This is a genomic window from Collimonas sp. (assembly GCF_035566555.1).
Lineage (GTDB): Bacteria > Pseudomonadota > Gammaproteobacteria > Burkholderiales > Burkholderiaceae_D > Collimonas.
Genome location: NZ_DATMRB010000067.1, coordinates 1 through 17,718, shown reverse-complemented (window position 1 = coordinate 17,718; position 17,718 = coordinate 1). Strand labels below are relative to the sequence as shown.

At 59.9% G+C, this 17,718-nt stretch carries 17 protein-coding genes and 1 pseudogene; 13 read left to right on the top strand and 5 right to left on the bottom strand.

Going from position 1 to position 17,718, the window contains the following annotated elements; translation table 11 throughout:
- Together VNZ65_RS09205 and VNZ65_RS09200 are read left to right on the top strand one after the other, a co-directional pair.
- Positions 1 to 379: pseudogene (locus tag VNZ65_RS09205) on the top strand (orotate phosphoribosyltransferase); the annotation flags it as partial.
- A 140-nt stretch (positions 380 to 519) separates the two neighbouring features.
- Positions 520 to 1,110: a DUF4124 domain-containing protein gene (locus VNZ65_RS09200; RefSeq protein ID WP_325668221.1), complete on the top strand. Its 591-nt coding sequence runs from the start codon at positions 520 to 522 to the stop codon at positions 1,108 to 1,110.
- 65 nt (positions 1,111 to 1,175) lie between these two features.
- Here VNZ65_RS09200 and gatB read toward each other — a convergent pair whose 3' ends face one another.
- The 4 genes from gatB to gatC form a co-directional block, all read right to left on the bottom strand.
- Complete coding sequence (gatB, locus tag VNZ65_RS09195; RefSeq protein WP_325668219.1) at positions 1,176 to 2,636, bottom strand: Asp-tRNA(Asn)/Glu-tRNA(Gln) amidotransferase subunit GatB; 1,461 nt, start codon at positions 2,634 to 2,636, stop codon at positions 1,176 to 1,178.
- A gap of 94 nt (positions 2,637 to 2,730) precedes the next feature.
- Complete coding sequence (locus VNZ65_RS09190) at positions 2,731 to 3,258, bottom strand: hypothetical protein (RefSeq protein WP_325668217.1); 528 nt, start codon at positions 3,256 to 3,258, stop codon at positions 2,731 to 2,733.
- Between the two features lie 16 nt (positions 3,259 to 3,274).
- On the bottom strand, positions 3,275 to 4,741 hold the full coding sequence (gatA, locus tag VNZ65_RS09185) for an Asp-tRNA(Asn)/Glu-tRNA(Gln) amidotransferase subunit GatA (RefSeq protein ID WP_325668216.1): 1,467 nt from the start codon (positions 4,739 to 4,741) through the stop codon (positions 3,275 to 3,277).
- A gap of 115 nt (positions 4,742 to 4,856) precedes the next feature.
- Positions 4,857 to 5,159 (bottom strand): Asp-tRNA(Asn)/Glu-tRNA(Gln) amidotransferase subunit GatC, encoded by a 303-nt coding sequence (gene gatC, locus VNZ65_RS09180; protein WP_325668214.1) that lies wholly within the window; start codon positions 5,157 to 5,159, stop codon positions 4,857 to 4,859.
- A gap of 247 nt (positions 5,160 to 5,406) precedes the next feature.
- On the opposite strand from gatC, the gene VNZ65_RS09175 reads away from it, so the two are divergent.
- The 11 genes from VNZ65_RS09175 to VNZ65_RS09125 all read left to right on the top strand — a co-directional run bounded on the left by VNZ65_RS09175 (position 5,407) and on the right by VNZ65_RS09125 (position 17,132).
- Positions 5,407 to 6,450, top strand: a complete 1,044-nt coding sequence (locus VNZ65_RS09175) for a rod shape-determining protein (RefSeq protein WP_041742639.1) — start codon at positions 5,407 to 5,409, stop codon at positions 6,448 to 6,450.
- A 158-nt stretch (positions 6,451 to 6,608) separates the two neighbouring features.
- Positions 6,609 to 7,622 carry a rod shape-determining protein MreC gene (mreC, locus tag VNZ65_RS09170; RefSeq protein ID WP_325668210.1) on the top strand — a complete coding sequence of 338 codons (1,014 nt, stop codon included), beginning with the start codon at positions 6,609 to 6,611 and terminating at the stop codon, positions 7,620 to 7,622.
- Positions 7,619 to 8,131 (top strand): rod shape-determining protein MreD, encoded by a 513-nt coding sequence (gene mreD / locus VNZ65_RS09165; protein WP_325668208.1) that lies wholly within the window; start codon positions 7,619 to 7,621, stop codon positions 8,129 to 8,131. Before mreC ends, mreD begins: the two co-directional genes overlap by 4 nt.
- Positions 8,132 to 8,170: 39 nt before the next feature.
- Positions 8,171 to 10,168, top strand: coding sequence for a penicillin-binding protein 2 (mrdA, locus tag VNZ65_RS09160; protein ID WP_325668206.1), 1,998 nt, complete (start codon positions 8,171 to 8,173; stop codon positions 10,166 to 10,168).
- A gap of 29 nt (positions 10,169 to 10,197) precedes the next feature.
- The gene (gene rodA, locus VNZ65_RS09155; protein ID WP_325668204.1) at positions 10,198 to 11,310 is read left to right on the top strand and encodes a rod shape-determining protein RodA; all 1,113 of its coding nucleotides are present in this window, start codon (positions 10,198 to 10,200) and stop codon (positions 11,308 to 11,310) included.
- Positions 11,311 to 11,384: 74 nt separating this feature from the next.
- A complete protein-coding gene (locus VNZ65_RS09150) occupies positions 11,385 to 12,497 on the top strand; it encodes a septal ring lytic transglycosylase RlpA family protein (RefSeq protein WP_325668202.1) in 1,113 nt (370 codons plus the stop codon).
- A 388-nt stretch (positions 12,498 to 12,885) separates the two neighbouring features.
- A complete protein-coding gene (phnC, locus tag VNZ65_RS09145; protein WP_325668200.1) occupies positions 12,886 to 13,731 on the top strand; it encodes a phosphonate ABC transporter ATP-binding protein in 846 nt (281 codons plus the stop codon).
- A 64-nt stretch (positions 13,732 to 13,795) separates the two neighbouring features.
- Entirely contained in the window at positions 13,796 to 14,770 is a 975-nt protein-coding gene (phnD, locus tag VNZ65_RS09140; RefSeq protein WP_325668198.1) for a phosphonate ABC transporter substrate-binding protein, read from the top strand.
- A 27-nt stretch (positions 14,771 to 14,797) separates the two neighbouring features.
- Positions 14,798 to 15,577 (top strand): phosphonate ABC transporter, permease protein PhnE, encoded by a 780-nt coding sequence (phnE, locus tag VNZ65_RS09135; protein WP_414649086.1) that lies wholly within the window; start codon positions 14,798 to 14,800, stop codon positions 15,575 to 15,577.
- A gap of 124 nt (positions 15,578 to 15,701) precedes the next feature.
- Positions 15,702 to 16,187 carry a GNAT family N-acetyltransferase gene (locus tag VNZ65_RS09130; protein ID WP_325668196.1) on the top strand — a complete coding sequence of 162 codons (486 nt, stop codon included), beginning with the start codon at positions 15,702 to 15,704 and terminating at the stop codon, positions 16,185 to 16,187.
- A gap of 90 nt (positions 16,188 to 16,277) precedes the next feature.
- Positions 16,278 to 17,132 carry a D-hexose-6-phosphate mutarotase gene (locus VNZ65_RS09125; RefSeq protein WP_325668194.1) on the top strand — a complete coding sequence of 285 codons (855 nt, stop codon included), beginning with the start codon at positions 16,278 to 16,280 and terminating at the stop codon, positions 17,130 to 17,132.
- On the opposite strand, the gene VNZ65_RS09120 is transcribed toward VNZ65_RS09125, so the two are convergent.
- Positions 17,129 to 17,718: methionyl-tRNA formyltransferase (locus VNZ65_RS09120; RefSeq protein ID WP_325668192.1), on the bottom strand; the 590-nt coding region annotated here is incomplete at its 5' end. The two genes, VNZ65_RS09125 and VNZ65_RS09120, sit on opposite strands and share 4 nt — an antisense overlap.

Sequence of the window (17,718 nt, the reverse complement as noted above, 5' to 3'; positions counted from 1 at the left end):
CAACCGCAAGGAAGCCAAGGACCACGGCGAGGGCGGCAATATCGTCGGCGGCCCGCTGAAGGGGCGGGTGCTGATTATCGATGACGTGATTTCCGCCGGTACATCGGTGCGGGAGTCGGTCGAGATGATACGCGCCGCCGGCGCCACGCCTTGTGCGGTGGTGATCGCGCTGGACCGCATGGAGCGTTCCGGCAAGGACGATGCCTTGTCCGCCAACTCGGCAGTGGAAGAAGTGACGCAAGCGTACGGCATGCCGGTGATTTCGATCGGCAACCTCAACGATTTGCTTGAATATATTTCCGGCGCTGGCGCCGACGCTGAGCTGAACCGCTACCAGGCGGCAGTGGCAGCTTACCGGGAGCGTTACGGCGTAGCGTAACCACGCGGCTTGTGCGACACAGCCGTTGCTTTGCGTCTTGCGCCGAATAGCGTGGTGTGTGTCGACATATGTCGTGGATGATGGGAATGAAGCGGATTGCACTAACTCTTAAGCGAGCCTTTTTTTTCGGCGCAGCAGGCTTGTTGCCGTTGCTGGCGCACGGCCAGATTTATACCTGCAAGGATGGCGCCGGGCGTACCGTGACGGGCGACCATCCGATGCCGGAGTGCGCCGACCGGCGGATTGTGGAGCTGTCCAAGGCCGGTGTGGTCAAGCGTGAAATTCCGGCGCCGCTGACTGCCGAACAAAGGCGTCAGCAAGATATCCTGGATGAAAAACGCCGGGCCGAGGCGGCGGCGGAAGAGCAGCGGCGCCAGCAGGACCGCGCCTTGCTGGCGCGTTATCGCAGCGAGGCCGATATCGAATCCTCGCGCCGCTATTATCTGTCCTTGTCGCAGGATTTGATCAAGCGCGACCAGATCGGCATCGACGATGCCCAGAATCAGTTGAAAGCAGCCAACACCGAAGCCGAGTTCTACAAGCGCAAGAAAAGCTTGCCGATGAGCTTGCGCAACAAGATAGAGGATGCCAACCGCGACATTGCTTATAACCAGAAAAACATGGCGGACCATCAAGCCGAACTGGGTCGCATCAACGGTAAATTCGACGAAACCCTCAAACACTACCGGGAACTGGCCAGCACTGCGGCAGAAGCGCAAGCGGCACGGTAAGCATGGTTTGGCTATAAAGAAAAACGGCTGGCATGGCGCCAGCCGTTTTTTTTCGCCTGCAGCTTTTACGCTGTCAGCTTCTGTTTCAGCAGCTCGGTCAGTTGCGCCGGATTGGCTTTGCCTTTGGTGGCTTTCATGGCTTGGCCGATCAGGGCGTTAATTGCTTGCTCCTTGCCGGCACGGAACTCTTCGACGGATTTGGCGTTGGCAGCCAGCACTTCGTCGATGATTTTTTCCAGTGCGCCGCTATCGGAAATCTGCTTCAGGCCCTTGCTTTCGATGATCTCGTCGGCCAGGTTTTCCTGTGTCGATTTGGCATCCCACATTGCCGTAAACACTTCCTTGGCGATCTTGTTGGAGATGGTGCCGTCCGCAATGCGCTGCAGCAGCACAGCCAGCTGGGCGGCGCTGACCGGCGCTTGCGCGATATCGACGTTTTCCCGGTTCAGCGCCGAAGAGAGGTCGCCCATCAGCCAGTTGGCGGCAGGTTTCGCCTGTTCCTTGCCAGCCTTGACGGTGACTGCTTCAAAGTAGCGCGCCATGGCTTTCGACTGGGTCAGCACCGCAGCGTCGTACTCCGACAGGCCGAACTCGCGCACGAAACGTTCGCGCATGGCGTCTGGCAGTTCCGGCATGGTGGCGCGCACGCGTTCCACCCATTCCGCAGCGATCACCAGCGGCGGCAGGTCCGGATCAGGGAAGTAGCGGTAATCTTGCGAATCTTCCTTGCTGCGCATCGAGCGCGTTTCTTTCTTGTCCGGATCGTAGAGGCGGGTTTCCTGCACCACTTTGCCGCCGTCTTCGATCACTTCGATCTGGCGCCGCACTTCGTAGTTGATGGCTTCTTCCAGGAAGCGGAAGGAGTTGAGGTTCTTGATTTCGCTGCGGGTGCCGTAGGCAGCCTGGCCGAGCGGACGTACCGAGACGTTGGCGTCGCAGCGGAACGAACCTTCTTGCATGTTGCCGTCGCAAATGCCCAGCCACATCACCAGCGAGTGCAGAGCCTTGGCATAGGCCACGGCTTCGGCGGCGCTGCGCATGTCCGGTTCGGTGACGATTTCCAGCAGCGGCGTACCGGCGCGGTTGAGGTCGATGCCGCTCATGCCTTGATAGTCTTCGTGCAGCGATTTGCTGGCGTCTTCTTCCAGGTGGGCGCGCGTCAGCTGCACGGTGCGCAGCTCGCTCTTGCCATCTTTTTCCAGCATGAAGGAAACCTTACCGCCCTGGACCACCGGGATTTCAAACTGGCTGATCTGGTAGCCCTTTGGCAGGTCGGGATAGAAGTAGTTTTTGCGGGCGAAGATCGACTGCGGCGCAATCGTCGCATTCACCGCCAGGCCGAACTGGATCGCGCGCTCCACCGCACCGCGGTTCAGCACCGGCAGCACGCCCGGCAGCGCCAGGTCGACCGGGCTGGCCTGGGTGTTGGCTTCCGCGCCGAACTGGGTCGAGGCGCCGCTGAATATTTTTGACTTGGTCGAGAGTTGCGTATGCGTTTCCAGACCGATCACGACTTCCCACTGCATAATTATTTCCTCGTTAATTAGTTGAGGACAGGGTAATTCGCCACGCTGCGGTGGCTCTTAAACCCTACCCGGGCAGCTCTGTGCCCAATTATTCTCATTTATTGTCTTGGTAACTACACTCGCCGGTCTTCAAATCCACCGACAGTTCCGTAAAATTTCCCCGCGAGCCGCATAGCGCCGGGCAGCTCGGTATCACATGCAATTTGTCGCCGTCGCGCTGCAGGCGGATGCTGCAATTCATACCGTGATTATAAAAATCGTAGCCGCGCTGATGACGGGCGGCGACCGGATCTTTCAAGGTGATGCGCCAGTTGCTTTTATCGCCGTCCTGTTCGACTTCCGCTTGCGGATCGTCGCTGGTGTCGATGCTGCATTCAAAGCCGTGGGTCGGCCGGTACAGCGCCGATTCCCAGCGCAAGGCTTCGATGCGCTCGCCGTCCAGCTTGAATTCACCGGTATCGCCATAAATCACTTTCTCGCCATCTTCATTGCGCGTCATGTTGCAGCCGAACTTGGTCTGCAACTGCTGCGCCTGGCTAAGCGGCGCCAGCAGCGCTGCAGCCAGAACGAACAGCAGCAGGCTGCTCCGGCGGCTGACACTTTTCAGCAAGGTCGATGACATCGCGTGGCTCGCTTTTTCAGCCGGGCGCACGCTGGTGCCAGTCGGTGACGCGCTGGAACTGGTGCGCGACATTGAGCAGCTTGGCTTCGTCGTAGTAATTGCCGATGATCTGCAGGCCGACCGGACGCTGCGCATTCTTCTCTCCCTGGCCGAAGCCGCACGGTATCGACATGCCGGGCAAGCCTGCCAGGCTGGTCGACAGCGTGTAGATGTCGGCCAGGTAGTTGGCGACCGGATCGTCGGCCTTGGCGCCCAGGTCCCAGGCCACGGTCGGCGATACCGGTCCCATGATGACATCGCACTGGCGGTTCGGGCCGCTCAGCGCATTCTGGAAATCTTCGGCGATCAGGCGGCGGATCTTTTGCGCCTGCAGATAGTAAGCGTCGTAGTAACCGTGCGACAGCACATAGGCGCCGACCAGGATGCGGCGTTTCACTTCTTCGCCGAAACCTTCCGCGCGCGACTTCTTGTACATGTCGGCCAGGTCCTTGTAATCGGCAGCGCGGTGGCCGTAGCGGACGCCGTCGAAACGGCTCAGGTTGGACGATGCTTCCGCCGGTGCGATCACGTAGTAGACCGGGATCGAGAGTTCGGTTTTCGGCAGTGAAATATCGACCAGCGTAGCGCCCAGCTTTTCGTACTCGGCCAGCGCCGCGCGCACAGCCTGCTCGACGTCTGGCGCCAGGCCGCTGCTGAAGTATTCGCGTGGGATACCGATGCGCAAGCCCTTCAAATCTTTCTCGAGATCGCGGCTGAAATCTTCCTTGGGCCGTTCCAGGCTGGTCGAATCGCGCGGATCGAAACCGGTCATGGCGTTCAGCAGCAAAGCGCAGTCTTCCGCGGTCTGGGCAATCGGGCCGGCCTGGTCGAGCGACGAGGCGAAGGCAATCATGCCGAAGCGCGACACGCTGCCATAGGTCGGCTTGATGCCGGTCACGCCGCACAATGACGCCGGCTGGCGGATCGAGCCGCCGGTGTCGGTGGCAGTGGCGGCCGGCGTCAGGCGTGCCGCTACCGCGGCGGCAGAACCGCCGGAGGAGCCGCCCGGAATCGCTGTCTTGTCCCAGGGATTCTTGACTGCGCCGAAATACGAGTTTTCGTTGGAGGAACCCATGGCGAATTCATCGCAGTTCAGCTTGCCGAGGTTGACCATGCCGGCGTTGTTGAAATGCTCCACGACGGTAGCGTCGAACGGGCTGGTGTAGTTTTCCAGCATCTTCGAACCGGCCGTCGCGCGCCAGCCGCGCGTCACGAAAATATCCTTGTGCGCGATCGGTACGCCGGTCAGCACAGTAGCGTCGTTGCGCGCCAGGCGCTGGTCGGCGGCACGCGCCTGCTGCAGCGTCAGTTCCTGGTCGACATGCAGGAAAGCATTCAGGTCGCTTTGCTGGATCCTGGCCAAGTAAAGTTGCGCTAGTTCCTCGGCGGAAATTTTCTTTTCGTGCAGCAGCACCGACAATTGCTTGAGTGTTTTGGTATGCATGAGTACTTTTAAATATTAACTTTGCGGGATGGCCCGTAGGGTGGGCACCTGTGCGCATCTAGCGCCACGCGTGGGCAGAAAACCTGCCACCACTGCCCAGTGGAAACAGAGTAATTTATTCGATGACCTTGGGCACCAGGTACAGGCCGTCTTCAGTCGCCGGAGCAACCTTTTGATACTCTTCGCGCCGGTTCGGCTCGGTCACTTCATCTTCGCGCAAGCGCAGGGAAAGATCGTGGCGGATGGCTGCAATCGGATGGCTCAGCGGCTCGATGCCGGTGGTGTCCACCGCACGCATCTGCTCGACCAGCGAAAAAATACCGTTCAGTTTATCCAGCGTGGAGGCGGCCTGGTCTTCGGTGAGCTCCAGGCGTGCTAAATTGGCAATGCGCTTAACGTCGGAAAGGGCTAATGACATGATTTTCGATCGCGCTACGGGGCGCGGCAGCTAGTGTGGTTAAAAAATTAATGGTTTGCTTGCGAAAAACTTCTCGGATTTTTGTAAAAAGCAAGCATTTTGAGCGCTATACGCCCTAAGTTGAGTCAAATTATAAGGTAGAATGTTGCGTCCATGCGGCAGGTAATAGATCTTTACCATGCGCCGGATACTAGACACCCCCCTAAAAAACGTTTGAGCGCACCATTGTTGCGCATTGGAACAATTCATGTTTGGATTTTTACGCAGTTACTTTTCGAATGACCTGGCCATTGACCTGGGTACCGCGAATACGCTGATTTATGTGCGCGATCAAGGTATTGTCCTGGATGAGCCGTCGGTTGTTGCGATTCGCCAGCAGGGCGGCCCTAACGGCAAGAAGACAATTCAGGCCGTCGGCCGCGAAGCAAAGCAGATGCTGGGCAAGGTTCCCGGCAACATCGAAGCGATCCGTCCGATGAAAGATGGCGTCATCGCCGACTTCACCGTCACCGAGCAAATGCTCAAGCAATTCATCCGCATGGTGCACGACACCAAGCTGTTCAAGCCATCGCCGCGCATCATCATCTGCGTACCTTGCGGCTCGACCCAGGTGGAACGTCGCGCGATTCGCGAATCCGCTCTGGGCGCCGGCGCTTCCCAGGTGTTCCTGATCGAAGAGCCGATGGCTGCTGCAATCGGCGCCGGCCTGCCGGTCTCTGACGCGACCGGTTCGATGGTGGTCGACATCGGCGGCGGCACCACCGAAGTCGGCATCATTTCGCTGGGCGGCATGGTCTACAAGGGTTCGGTGCGCGTCGGCGGCGACAAGTTCGACGAAGCCATCGTCAACTACATCCGCCGCAACTACGGCATGCTGATCGGCGAACAGACCGCGGAAGCGATCAAGAAAGAAATCGGTTCCGCCTTCCCTGGTTCGGAAGTGCGTGAAATGGAAGTCAAGGGACGCAATCTGTCGGAAGGCATTCCGCGCTCCTTCACCATCTCCAGCAACGAAATCCTGGAAGCCCTGACCGATCCGCTCAACAACATCGTTTCGGCCGTCAAGAACGCGCTGGAACAGACTCCGCCGGAACTCGGCGCCGACATCGCCGAGAAGGGCATGATGCTGACTGGCGGCGGCGCCCTGCTGCGCGACCTGGATCGTCTGCTGATGGAAGAAACCGGCTTGCCGGTGATTGTGGCTGAAGACCCGCTGACCTGCGTGGTACGCGGTTCCGGCATGGCGCTGGAGCGGATGGACAAGCTGGGCTCGATCTTTTCTTACGAGTAATCCAGACTGATGCGACGCTTACCCCACCTCGTCAGCTTGATCATGAGGGTGGGTAGCGGCAACCGGGTCGGTGCACCAGTGCACACGACCCGTTGTTACATCTACGGTACCGCGTTTGTACCACCAGCCACCGATCAAACAGAATCTGTCCATTACTGATGGAATACAGTCCACCACCCCTATTCAAGCAAGGCGCGTCAGCCCGCGCCAAGGCGGTGATATGCACGCTGATGGCGCTGGCGCTGCTGATTGCCGATTCAAAAGTGCATGCGCTGCTGCTGGTGCGGCAGGCAGTCGGCACCGCGCTCTATCCCTTGCAGATGGTGGCCCTGGTGCCGCGCGACGCCAGCAATCGCGTGATCGATTATTTTTCTTCGCTGTCGACGGTGGAAAAGGAAAACCAGGCATTGCGCAGCAAGCAGGGCGAGCGCGCGCAGCAATTGCAGCAGGCGCAGCAGCTGGCGGCGGAAAATGCACAGCTGCGCAAACTGCTGGGCGCCGAGCAGCGTCTGCCGGTGAAGTCGGTCATGAGCGAAATCCTGTATGACGCCCGCGATCAGTTTGCTCGCAAGGTCATCATGGACCGCGGTTCGCAGCATGGCGTCGCCACCGGCCAGCCGGTGATCGACGATGCCGGCATCGTCGGCCAGGTCACGCGGGTTTTCCCATTCACTTCTGAAGTCACGCTGCTGACCGACAAGGACCAGGCGATCCCGGTCCAGGTGCTGCGTAACGGTTTGCGCAGCGTCGCTTACGGCCGCGGCCAGTCCGGTTACCTCGACTTGCGTTTCATGTCGTCCAACGCCGATATCCAGAAGGGCGACCTGCTGGTGACCTCAGGCATCGACGGCGTCTACCCGGCCGGCCTGGCGGTGGCCAAGGTGATACAGGTTGAAACCAAGTCGGCCGATGCCTTCGCCCATATCGTATGCGAGCCGGTGGCCGGCATCGACCGTCACACGCAGTTGCTGATCTTGCTGGTCGATCCGAATCCGATCGCGCGTCCTGACGATGAAGCTGCCGTTCCCAACAGCAAAGCCGATATCCTCAGCAAGCGCCGCCTGACCGAGAGCACCCGCGACAAGACCAGGGAAGCAGCCGCGAAAGACGCCGGCAAAGAAAGCAATCCGGAAGCGGCCCGTAAAAATCCGCAGGGAGCTGGTACCCGATGATGCGCCCACACTACATTCTGTTGCCGGCCAATCCGCTGTTCATCGCGATGACCTTGCTGCTGGCCTTCCTGCTTAACCTGCTGCCTTGGGGCCAATGGCCGGGAGTGCCGGATTTCGTCGCGCTGGCGCTGGTGTTCTGGAGCATCCACCAGCCGCGCAAGATCGGCATCGGCATCGCCTTCTGCATGGGCTTGCTGATGGATGTGCACGAAGCCACGCTGCTCGGCCAGAACGCCTTGGCGTATACCCTGCTGTCCTATTTTGCCATCATGATCCATCGCCGCGTGCTGTGGTTCTCGGTCAGCGTCCAGGCATTGCATGTGCTGCCGCTGATGCTGTTTACCCAGCTGATACAGCTGGTGATCCGCATGTCCGTCAACGGCAAGTTTCCCGGCTGGCTGTATTTTGCCGAAAGCTTTGTCAGCATGGCATTGTGGCCGCTGGTGGTGTGGCTGTTGCTGGCGCCGCAGCGGCGGGCGGTCGACCGCGATGATAATCGCCCCATTTAATCGACAGCCGCGGCTGGGGCTGAACCGTAGCTGATATCCATGACTGAATTTAAAAACACCGAACGCGAACTACGCCATTTCCGCCTGCGGATATCGGCCGCCATTGCGTTCGTCATGATCTGCTTCGGCTTGCTGTGCGCGCGCTTCGTCTGGCTGCAGGTGGTGCGTCACGATGCCTACGCCGCCCAGGCCGAGGACAATCGCATTTCGCTGGTGCCCGTGGTGCCCAACCGCGGCCTGATCATGGACCGCAACGGTGTCATCCTGGCGCGCAATTATTCTGCCTATACGCTGGAAATCACGCGCTCGAAAATCCGTGGCGACCTCGACCCGGTGATCGATGAGCTGGCGCAGGTGGTCAGCATCACGCCGAAAGACCGGCGCCGTTTCAAGAAATTGCTGGAAGATTCGAAGAGCTTCGCCAGCCTGCCGATCCGCACCCGCCTGACCGACGAGGAAGTGGCGCGCTTCACCGCCCAGCGTTACCGTTTTCCCGGGGTCGATGTGCAGGCGCGCCTGTTCCGCCAGTATCCCCTGGGCGAAGTAGCGGCGCACGTGATCGGCTATATCGGCCGTATCAACCAGAAGGATGCCGACCGCATCGATGACAGCGACGACGCCGCCAACTACAAGGGCACCAGCTACATCGGCAAGGACGGCCTGGAAAAGAGCTACGAAAAGCAGCTGCACGGCACCACCGGCTACGAAGAAATCGAGATCGCTGCCAGCGGCCGGGCAGTGCGCAGCATGTCGCACGTATCGGCGACCCCGGGCGACAACCTGATCCTGTCGATCGACATCGAATTGCAGAAAGTGGTGGAAGAAGCCTTCGGCAACCGCCGCGGCGCCATGGTAGCAATCGAGCCTTCCACCGGCGACGTGCTGGCCTACGTGTCGCAGCCGTCATTCGATCCCAACCTGTTTGTGGAAGGCATCGATCAGCAAAGCTGGGACGAGTTGAATAATTCGCCCGACCATCCGCTGATCAACCGGCCGATGAGCGGCAGCTACGCCCCCGGCTCCACCTACAAGCCGTTCATGGCGCTGGCGGCGCTGGAGCTGGGCAAACGTACGCCGGCCTTCGCCATCAACGACGTCGGCTATTTCATGCTGGGCGGCCATCAATTCCGCGACGACAAAGTCGGCGGCCACGGCCGGGTCGACATGTACAAGTCGATCGTGGTGTCCTGCGATACCTATTACTACATGCTGGCCAACGACCTCGGTCCGGACACCATCCATGATTTCATGAAGCCTTTCGGTTTCGGCCAGCTGACCGGCATCGACCTGGAGCATGAGCAGCGCGGCCTGCTGCCGTCGACCGACTGGAAGCGCAAATACTACAAGCGCGTGGCGGCGCAGAAGTGGGTTGGCGGCGACACCATTTCGCTTGGCATCGGCCAGGGCTTCAATTCCTTTACGCCTTTGCAGATGGCGCATGCGGTGGCGACCCTGGTCAACGACGGCATCGTCATGAAGCCGCACCTGGTCAAGATCATCGAAGACGGCGTCACGCGTCAGCACACCGAAACGGTGCCGAAAGAAAGCTACCGGATTCCGTTGAAGCAGGAAAACGTCGACTTCATCAAGAAAGCCATGGTCGGCGTGACGCGCGAAGGCACGGGCGCCAGGGTATTTGCCGGCGCCGGCTATAAATCTGGCGGCAAGACCGGTACTGCGCAGGTGGTCGCCATCAAGCAGGGCGAGAAGTTCGACGCCAAGAAGCTGACCTCGCGCCAGTTGGACCATGCCTGGTATACCGCCTTTGCGCCGGCCGACAAGCCGCGCATTGCGCTGGCCGTGATTGTCGAAAACGGCGGCTTCGGCGCGGCGGCGGCGGCGCCGATCGCGCGCAAGGCGCTGGATTTCTATTTGCTGGGCAAGCGGCCTGGCGATAACGATAAGATAGCCGCACCGGTGGCGTCGCCAGCCGCAGCCGATGAGGATCTGGGGCCCGCGCCAACCGACGTGAAACCGAACGACGGTTCTGAAGACAGCTACAAGCCGGGCGAAGCAACCCCGGGAAATCGGGAATAACAGATGGTCACCGAACTGAAAGCAACAGCATGAGCCTGGGCGACAAATACGCGTGGCTGCGCAGCGTCAAATCGCACATCATGGTGTTCGATGCGGCGCTGTCGCTGATCATTTTCCTGATCCTGGCGGTCGGCATCGTTACGCTGTACTCGGCCGGCATCGATTTTCCGGGCCGGGTGGAAGACCAGCTGCGCAATATCCTGGTGGCGTTCGTCATCATGTGGGTGGCCGCCAACATACCGCCGCAGACCCTGATGCGCTTTGCAGTGCCGATCTATACGATAGGGGTGGCGCTGCTGATTGCGGTGGCCTTGTTCGGCATCGTCAAGAAGGGTTCGCGCCGCTGGATCAATTTCGGCGTGGTGATCCAGCCGTCAGAGATCATGAAGATCGCCATGCCGCTGATGCTGGCCTGGTATTTCCAGAAGCGCGAAGGCATGATTACCTGGCGCGATTATCTGGTGGCGGCGCTGTTGCTGGCCTTGCCGGTCGGCCTGATCATCCGCCAGCCGGATCTCGGCACCGGCACCCTGGTGCTGGCGGCAGGTTTCTACGTGATCTTCCTGGCCGGCCTGTCCTGGCGCGTGCTGCTCGGCCTGGCGGTGGCGGTCGGCGCCAGCCTGCCGGTGCTGTGGTCGGTATTGCACGATTACCAGCGACAGCGCGTGATGATGCTGATCGATCCGACTTCCGATCCGCTCGGCAAAGGCTTCCACATCATCCAGTCGACCATCGCGGTCGGTTCCGGCGGCATCTTTGGCAAAGGCTGGCTGAAAGGCACGCAGGCGCATCTGGAATTCATACCTGAACGCACCACCGATTTCATCTTCGCGGTGTTTTCCGAGGAATTCGGCCTGATCGGCAACGCTGTCCTGCTGTTCCTGTACATGCTGCTGATCGGGCGCGGCATGATGATAGCGGTCAACGCGCCGACCATGTTCACGCGCCTGCTGGCCGGCTCCATCACGCTGATTTTCTTTACTTATGCGTTCGTCAACATGGGCATGGTCAGCGGCATTTTGCCGGTGGTTGGCGTACCTTTGCCGTTCATGAGCTATGGCGGCACGGCGCTGGTGACCCTGGGCCTGGGAGCAGGTATCCTGATGAGCATTCAGCGCCATCGCAAACTGATACAGACATAGCGTGGTTGAACTTGGCGCTTGAGGTCGGGTCCATTACGGCAATATCGCAGTCGTCGGAATCATAGGGAGAGTGCATGCTAGGCAAGCAGGGCGGAAAACGCAAGGTGAGCGCTAACTACAGCGTAGTCGCCTATTCGAGTGCGCTGCTGGCCGCGTTGATCCTGGCTGGCTGCGGCACCTCGCCGAAAGCGCCTTCCTCCTCGGCAGCGCCAGGCAAGACCGTCGCAGGCAGTCGTGGCGGGCCTGCGCTGCCCGCTGCCGGCTCCGGCCGCGGCGGCTACTACAAGGATGACGGTCCGGGCGATGTCACGCCTGAGGGGCTGCTGGACGTGCCGGATGCGGTGCCCACCATCGAACCATACTCCCGTACCGGCAACAAGCCTTATGTCGTATTTGGCAAGACCTATACGCCGATGACCGACGACCAGCCGTTCAAGCAGCGCGGCACCGGCAGCTGGTACGGCAAGAAATTCCATAATCAAAAGACATCGTCCGGCGAACTGTACGACATGTACAAGATGACCGCGGCGCACCCGACCTTGCCGATTCCTTCCTATGCCCGGGTGACCAATCTGAAAACCGGCGCACAGGTGATCGTGCGGGTCAACGATCGCGGACCATTCCATTCCAGCCGCATCATCGACCTGTCATACACAGCGGCGCTGAAGCTGGGCTATCTCGGCAGCGGCAGCGGCCAGCTGGAGGTGGAGCGTTTGCTGCCGGCGGATATCATCGCCATGAACAAGCAGCGCCAGAACGGCACGTTGGCAGCGACGGCGGCGCCAGCGCCGCTTGAACCGGCCAGGGACAACAGCGCGCCGGCAGCCGTGGTCGCTGAATCGGTGGACATGCCGGTGCTGACGGCGCAACCGCTGCTGCTTGATCCGCCGTCATCCCCCCCTGCGGCCACGATCGCTCCCGCCTTGGCGCAGAGCGATGGCAACAGTACCTTGGCCAGCGGCTTCTATCTGCAATTCGGCGCCTATTCCCAGCAAGCCAATGCCGATGGCGCCCGCAATCGCCTGATGCAGGAGCTGTCCGGCCTGGTTGACTCCCTCAACAGCGTCGCCGTCAACGGCCTGTATCGCCTGTACGCAGGGCCTTACACCAGCCGTTCCGATGCCGACAACATCCTGCAGCAGATCCGCCAGCGCACCAGCGTCAATCCGATTGTGGTGCAGCGCTAGTGTCGTGTCATGCCTGATCTGTCGGCATCTGGCTGGTCCTTGACCCGTATCGCGTCGTTGCGCCTCGTCGCCATAGCCCCGCTATGTCTCCTCGGCACGCCTAGCGCTACGGGCCAAGGCCGGCGCGATATACCGACAGATCAGGCATGACACGACACTGGGCTGCGCCGCGCTCAGCACGGCACCATTTCCCAAGCTGGGTGCCGGCCAATCGGATTTTCTTTCCTGTAAAAAAGTAATTCCTAGCAGCAACCAAGCCACTCAAAACAGACTTGTAGATTGTCTACAAATTTGCCCTTTGTAATCGAATGGTCACAATACTTTCATACGCCTGACATATTTGACCGCAATACTTCGGCCATTCAAAAGCGTAATGGCGGTAACAATCATGGTCGAAATCAAAGGTTTATCAAAGACATTCCGCGGCGGCTTCCGGGCGCTGGACAATGTCAGTCTGTGTTTTGCGCAAGGCGAAATGGTGGCGCTGATCGGTGCATCCGGTTCAGGGAAATCAACGCTATTGCGTCATATTTCCGGCCTGATGGCAGCAGATAGCAGCGGCGGCACTATTTCCATCGATGGCAAATCGGTGCAGAAGGACGGTCTGGTCGACCGTGATATCCGGGCGGTCCGCGCCAACGTCGGTTTCGTCTTCCAGCAATTCAATCTGGTCGGCCGCCTGCCGGTTCTGACCAATGTCCTGACCGGCGGCTTGTCGCGCATGCCGCTCTGGCGCAGCTGCTTCAAATTGTTTACAGCCGAAGAAAAAACGCTCGGGCTGGAAGCGCTGGCGCGCGTCGGCATTTCCGATCATGCATATAAGCGCGCCTCGGCGCTCTCCGGCGGCCAGCAGCAACGGGCGGCGATCGCTCGCACCATCGTGCAGAAGGCGCGCGTGGTGCTGGCCGATGAACCGATTGCCTCGCTGGATCCGGAATCGGCGCGGCGCGTGATGCAAACGCTGGCCGATGTTAACCAGCGCGACAAGAGCACTGTCATTGTTTCTCTGCACCAGGTCGATGTGGCGCTGCGCTTCTGTCCGCGCACAGTGGCGCTGCACAAAGGCCGCGTGGTGTACGACGGCCCCTCCAGCGCCCTGACCGAAGCCATGCTGCGCGATTTGTATGGCAGCGAGGCGGAGGACATCCTGGGCGGCTCCAACAGCCTGACCCGGCCGGCTGCCGCCGTGCCGACGCCGTTCGACAGCATCCCGGCAATGGCGGTCGCAGCCTGAGCCTATCCAGTTTCCACGCAACAGCTTATCCAATCACATCCATCCTCATCTGGAGTTTCATATCATGTTTGCAAAATTATTTTCCGGCGCCGCAATGACCTTGGCGATGCTGGCGGCAACGACTGCGCACGCCGACGACGCCAAAGTGCTGAACTTCGGCATCATCTCCACTGAATCGTCGCAAAACCTGAAGCAGGACTGGCAGCCGGTGCTGGACGAAATGAGCAAGCGCATCGGCGTCAAGGTCAACGGCTTCTTTGCTTCCGACTACGCCGGCATCATCGAAGGTATGCGTTTCGGTAAGGTGCAGATGGGCTGGTTCGGCAACAAGTCGGCGATGGAAGCGGTCGACCGCGCCAGCGGCGAAGTGTTCGCGCATGTGGTCAATCCGGACGGCACATCGGGCTACTACAGCCTGGTGGGCGTGCAGAAAGACAGCCCGTACAAGAGCATCGAAGACGTCTTGAAGAATTCCAAGAATCTGACTTTCGGTATCGGCGATCCGAATTCGACTTCCGGTTTCCTGCTGCCGAACTACTATATCTTCGCCAAGAACAATGTCGATCCGAAAACCGCGTTCAAGGTCATCCGTACTTCCAACCATGAAGCCAACATCCTGGCCGTTGCCAACAAGCAGCTCGATTCCGCGGTGTTTGCATCCGACACCATGGACCGTATCGAAGAGCGTCAGCCTGCGGTCGCCAAGGAAGTGCGCATCGTCTGGAAGTCGCCGCTGATCGCTGCCGATCCGCTGGTATGGCGCAAGGATCTGCCGGCTGACGTCAAGGCCAAGGTCAAGGATTTCTTCATCAACTACGGCAAGACCGGTCCTAACGCCGCGGCAGAAAAAGCGCAGCTGGCCAAGCTGCAATACAGCGGCTTTGCCGAGTCCAGCAATGTCCAGCTGAACCCTATCCGCCAGCTGGAACTGTTCAAGCAAAAGGGCAAGCTGGAAGCCGACGAGAACCTGAGCGCCGACGAAAAGAAAACCAAGCTTGACGACATCAACCGCAAATTGTCCGACCTGGCCAAATCCTAAGCAATGACTAGTTCCGTACCTCTGAAAATGCAAACCACGTTTCCTGTTCCGCCCAAGCAGTCGATTGGCCGGACATTGTTCTGGGGCGTGCTGCTGGCAATCCTGATCGCGTCATGGAAGGGCGCCGACATGCGTCCGCTGGAACTGCTGCGCGACGGCGGCAACATGGGCACCTACGCCGCCAGCTTTTTCCCGCCTGACTTCCACGAGTGGCGCACTTACCTGCAAGAGCTGCTGGTGACGATACAGATTGCCGTCTGGGGTACGGCGCTGGCAGTGGTGTGCGCCGTGCCGTGCGGCTTGCTGGCGTCGTCGAACATCGCGCCAGCCTGGGTTAACCAGCCGGTGCGCCGCTTGATGGACGCCGCGCGCGCGATCAATGAAATGGTGTTTGCCATGCTGTTCGTGGTGGCCGTGGGGCTGGGGCCGTTTGCCGGCGTCCTGGCGCTGTTCGTCGCCACTACCGGGACGCTCTCGAAACTGTTTTCGGAAGCTGTGGAAGCGATCGATCCGCAACCGGTCGAAGGCATCCGCGCCACCGGCGCCAACGCCTTGGAAGAGATCGTCTACGGCGTCTTGCCGCAAGTGATGCCGCTCTGGATTTCTTATGTCCTGTATCGCTTCGAAGCCAATGTCCGTTCGGCGACGGTAGTCGGCATGGTCGGCGCCGGCGGTATCGGCGTGATCCTGTGGGAAGTCATCCGCAGCTTCGAATATGCGCAAACCTGTGCTGTGCTGATCATGATCGTGGTTGCCGTCAGCATGATCGACCTGGTGTCGTCGCGCATGCGCAAGCTGTTTATCTAAACAATTGCCGTTCTTTCTCGATGACGAGGTGTCTGTATTGCAGACGCCCCGTCATTTTTTCCATCCGTGGAATTTTCGGTATAGTCTTTATCCTTTTGCGCATTTCGTTACGGAGCAAAGACCCATGACTGCCGATCATTCCCTGCCGCACGTTACGGTGCGCCAGGCCACGCCCGACGATGCTGGCACGCTGGTGGCCTTGCTGGCCGAGATGGACGATGCCCCCACGCGCGCCGCCACGCTGGATGCGGCCGGCGCCCACAAGATCATGGCCGAGATGGCGGCCTATCCTTATTTCCGCGCATATCTTGTATTTGCCGACGATGTCGCGGTCGGCACCTTCAGCCTGCTGGCGTTCTGCAGTCTGACGCACGAAGGCACCCGCCAGGCGGTGCTGGATGCCGTGGTCATCAGCCGCGCCTGCCGTGGCCAGGGCATCGGCAGCGTGATGCTGGATCATGCCGTGCGGATCGCCGGTGAAGCGGGGTGCTACAAGATCGCGCTGTCGTCCAACCTGAAGCGGATGGATGCACACCGGTTCTATGAAAATTTTGGCTTTACCCAGCATGGAATCAGTCTGGCGGTGCCGGTGCCTCAAGCAAGCGCATGATGGCAACCAAGATGGCTGAATCGATACGGTAGTCTTCAGAAATGGATGGCTCTGGCGCATAATATGCGGACAGCCATAGGAGAGATGATTTTGCCGACTTCAGAAAATCCGCAACCGACCAACGATTTCCTCACCGCTACCTCCGCCGACGGCGCGCAGGTAAAAGTGAGCCTGCACGGCGCCCATATCTGTTCCTGGCGCACGCCGGATGGCGTCGAACGACTGTTCATGAGCCCGCTCAATTCCTGGCGCAGCGACAGCGCCATTCGCGGCGGCATACCGGTTGTGTTCCCGCAATTTTCCAACGAAGGCCCGCTGCCCAAGCATGGCTTTGCGCGCGTCAGCCTATGGACCTTGCTGGAGACTTCCCGTCAGATCGATGGCAGCGGCCTGATCCGCCTTGGCCTCGGCGATTCCGAGGAAACCCGGAGCATATTTCCGCATGCCTTCTCGCTGGAATTGCGCGTTGAATTTTCCGGCCAGGAGCTCAATACAGAACTGGTGGTTACCAATACTGGAGACCAGCCTTTTGACTTTACCTGTGCCTTGCATACCTACCTGAGCACGCAACTTGCCGGCGCTGCAGTGTATGGACTCGCCGGTCATCAGTACCGGGACTCAATGGATGAGCGCCGCATCAAGCAGGAGGGTGCGGAAGTCCTGCATATCAGGGAAGAAGTCGACCGTGTTTATTTCGCCGTCGACAAGCCGATTACCTTGAGCGATCACCAGCATAGTGTGATCGCAAGCCAGGCCGGGTTTGTCGATGCGGTGGTGTGGAATCCCTGGGAAACCGGCTGCGCGCGGATCGCCGATCTGAAGCTGGATTCGTATCAGCACTTTGTTTGCATTGAAGCGGCCGCGATTCAACATCCCGTTGCCTTGGCCCCGAATGCAGTATGGTGCGGCTCCCAAAACCTGGAATGCCTGCTGGTCGCCGTCTAATCGAATTTACCGCCCTGCATCGGGAACGCCTTCAGGAATTCCGCCACCGGCAACCGCTTGCCACCCGGTTTCTGCAATTCGGTAATCCGCAAAGCGCCGCTACCGCAAGCCACCACCACGCCATCCTGCGGATCGGCGCTGATGATGGTTCCAGGTGCGTGCTTGCCATCGGCGGCAATTACCTGTGCTTGCCACAACTTCAAGGTAACGCCAGCGAATGAAGCAGAAGCTGCGGGGAAGGGATTGAATGCCCGTATCTTGCGTTCCAGCACCTCGGGCGGCAGCGCGAAGTCCAGCGCTGCTTCTTCCTTGCTGATCTTGGCGGCGTAGGTCACGTCTTCCGCCGGCTGCGGCGTTGCCGGCAATGCATCGTGCCCAAGGCGAGCCAGCGCTTCCACGATCATCTGACCGCCAAGCTTTGCCATCTTGTCATGCAGGCTGCCGGTGGTGTCGTCTGCTGCAATCGCCAGTTTTTCGATCAGCAGCATGGCGCCGGTATCCAGGCCCTGGTCCATTTGCATGATGGTGATGCCTGTCTCGCTGTCGCCGGCTTCTATCGCGCGGTGGATGGGCGCCGCGCCGCGCC

Excerpts from the sequence above, each read along its gene's own strand:
- phnE (WP_414649086.1), top strand. The coding sequence starts at position 14,798 with ATGCAAACCACGTTTCCTGTTCCGCCCAAGCAGTCGATTGGCCGGACA.
- gatC (WP_325668214.1), bottom strand. The coding sequence starts at position 5,159 with ATGTCATTAGCCCTTTCCGACGTTAAGCGCATTGCCAATTTAGCACGC.
- phnC (WP_325668200.1), top strand. The coding sequence starts at position 12,886 with ATGGTCGAAATCAAAGGTTTATCAAAGACATTCCGCGGCGGCTTCCGG.
- mrdA (WP_325668206.1), top strand. The coding sequence starts at position 8,171 with ATGACTGAATTTAAAAACACCGAACGCGAACTACGCCATTTCCGCCTG.
- mreD (WP_325668208.1), top strand. The coding sequence starts at position 7,619 with ATGATGCGCCCACACTACATTCTGTTGCCGGCCAATCCGCTGTTCATC.
- VNZ65_RS09130 (WP_325668196.1), top strand. The coding sequence starts at position 15,702 with ATGACTGCCGATCATTCCCTGCCGCACGTTACGGTGCGCCAGGCCACG.
- VNZ65_RS09175 (WP_041742639.1), top strand. The coding sequence starts at position 5,407 with ATGTTTGGATTTTTACGCAGTTACTTTTCGAATGACCTGGCCATTGAC.
- rodA (WP_325668204.1), top strand. The coding sequence starts at position 10,198 with ATGAGCCTGGGCGACAAATACGCGTGGCTGCGCAGCGTCAAATCGCAC.
- VNZ65_RS09190 (WP_325668217.1), bottom strand. The coding sequence starts at position 3,258 with ATGTCATCGACCTTGCTGAAAAGTGTCAGCCGCCGGAGCAGCCTGCTG.
- phnD (WP_325668198.1), top strand. The coding sequence starts at position 13,796 with ATGTTTGCAAAATTATTTTCCGGCGCCGCAATGACCTTGGCGATGCTG.
- gatB (WP_325668219.1), bottom strand. The coding sequence starts at position 2,636 with ATGCAGTGGGAAGTCGTGATCGGTCTGGAAACGCATACGCAACTCTCG.
- mreC (WP_325668210.1), top strand. The coding sequence starts at position 6,609 with ATGGAATACAGTCCACCACCCCTATTCAAGCAAGGCGCGTCAGCCCGC.
- gatA (WP_325668216.1), bottom strand. The coding sequence starts at position 4,741 with ATGCATACCAAAACACTCAAGCAATTGTCGGTGCTGCTGCACGAAAAG.
- VNZ65_RS09150 (WP_325668202.1), top strand. The coding sequence starts at position 11,385 with ATGCTAGGCAAGCAGGGCGGAAAACGCAAGGTGAGCGCTAACTACAGC.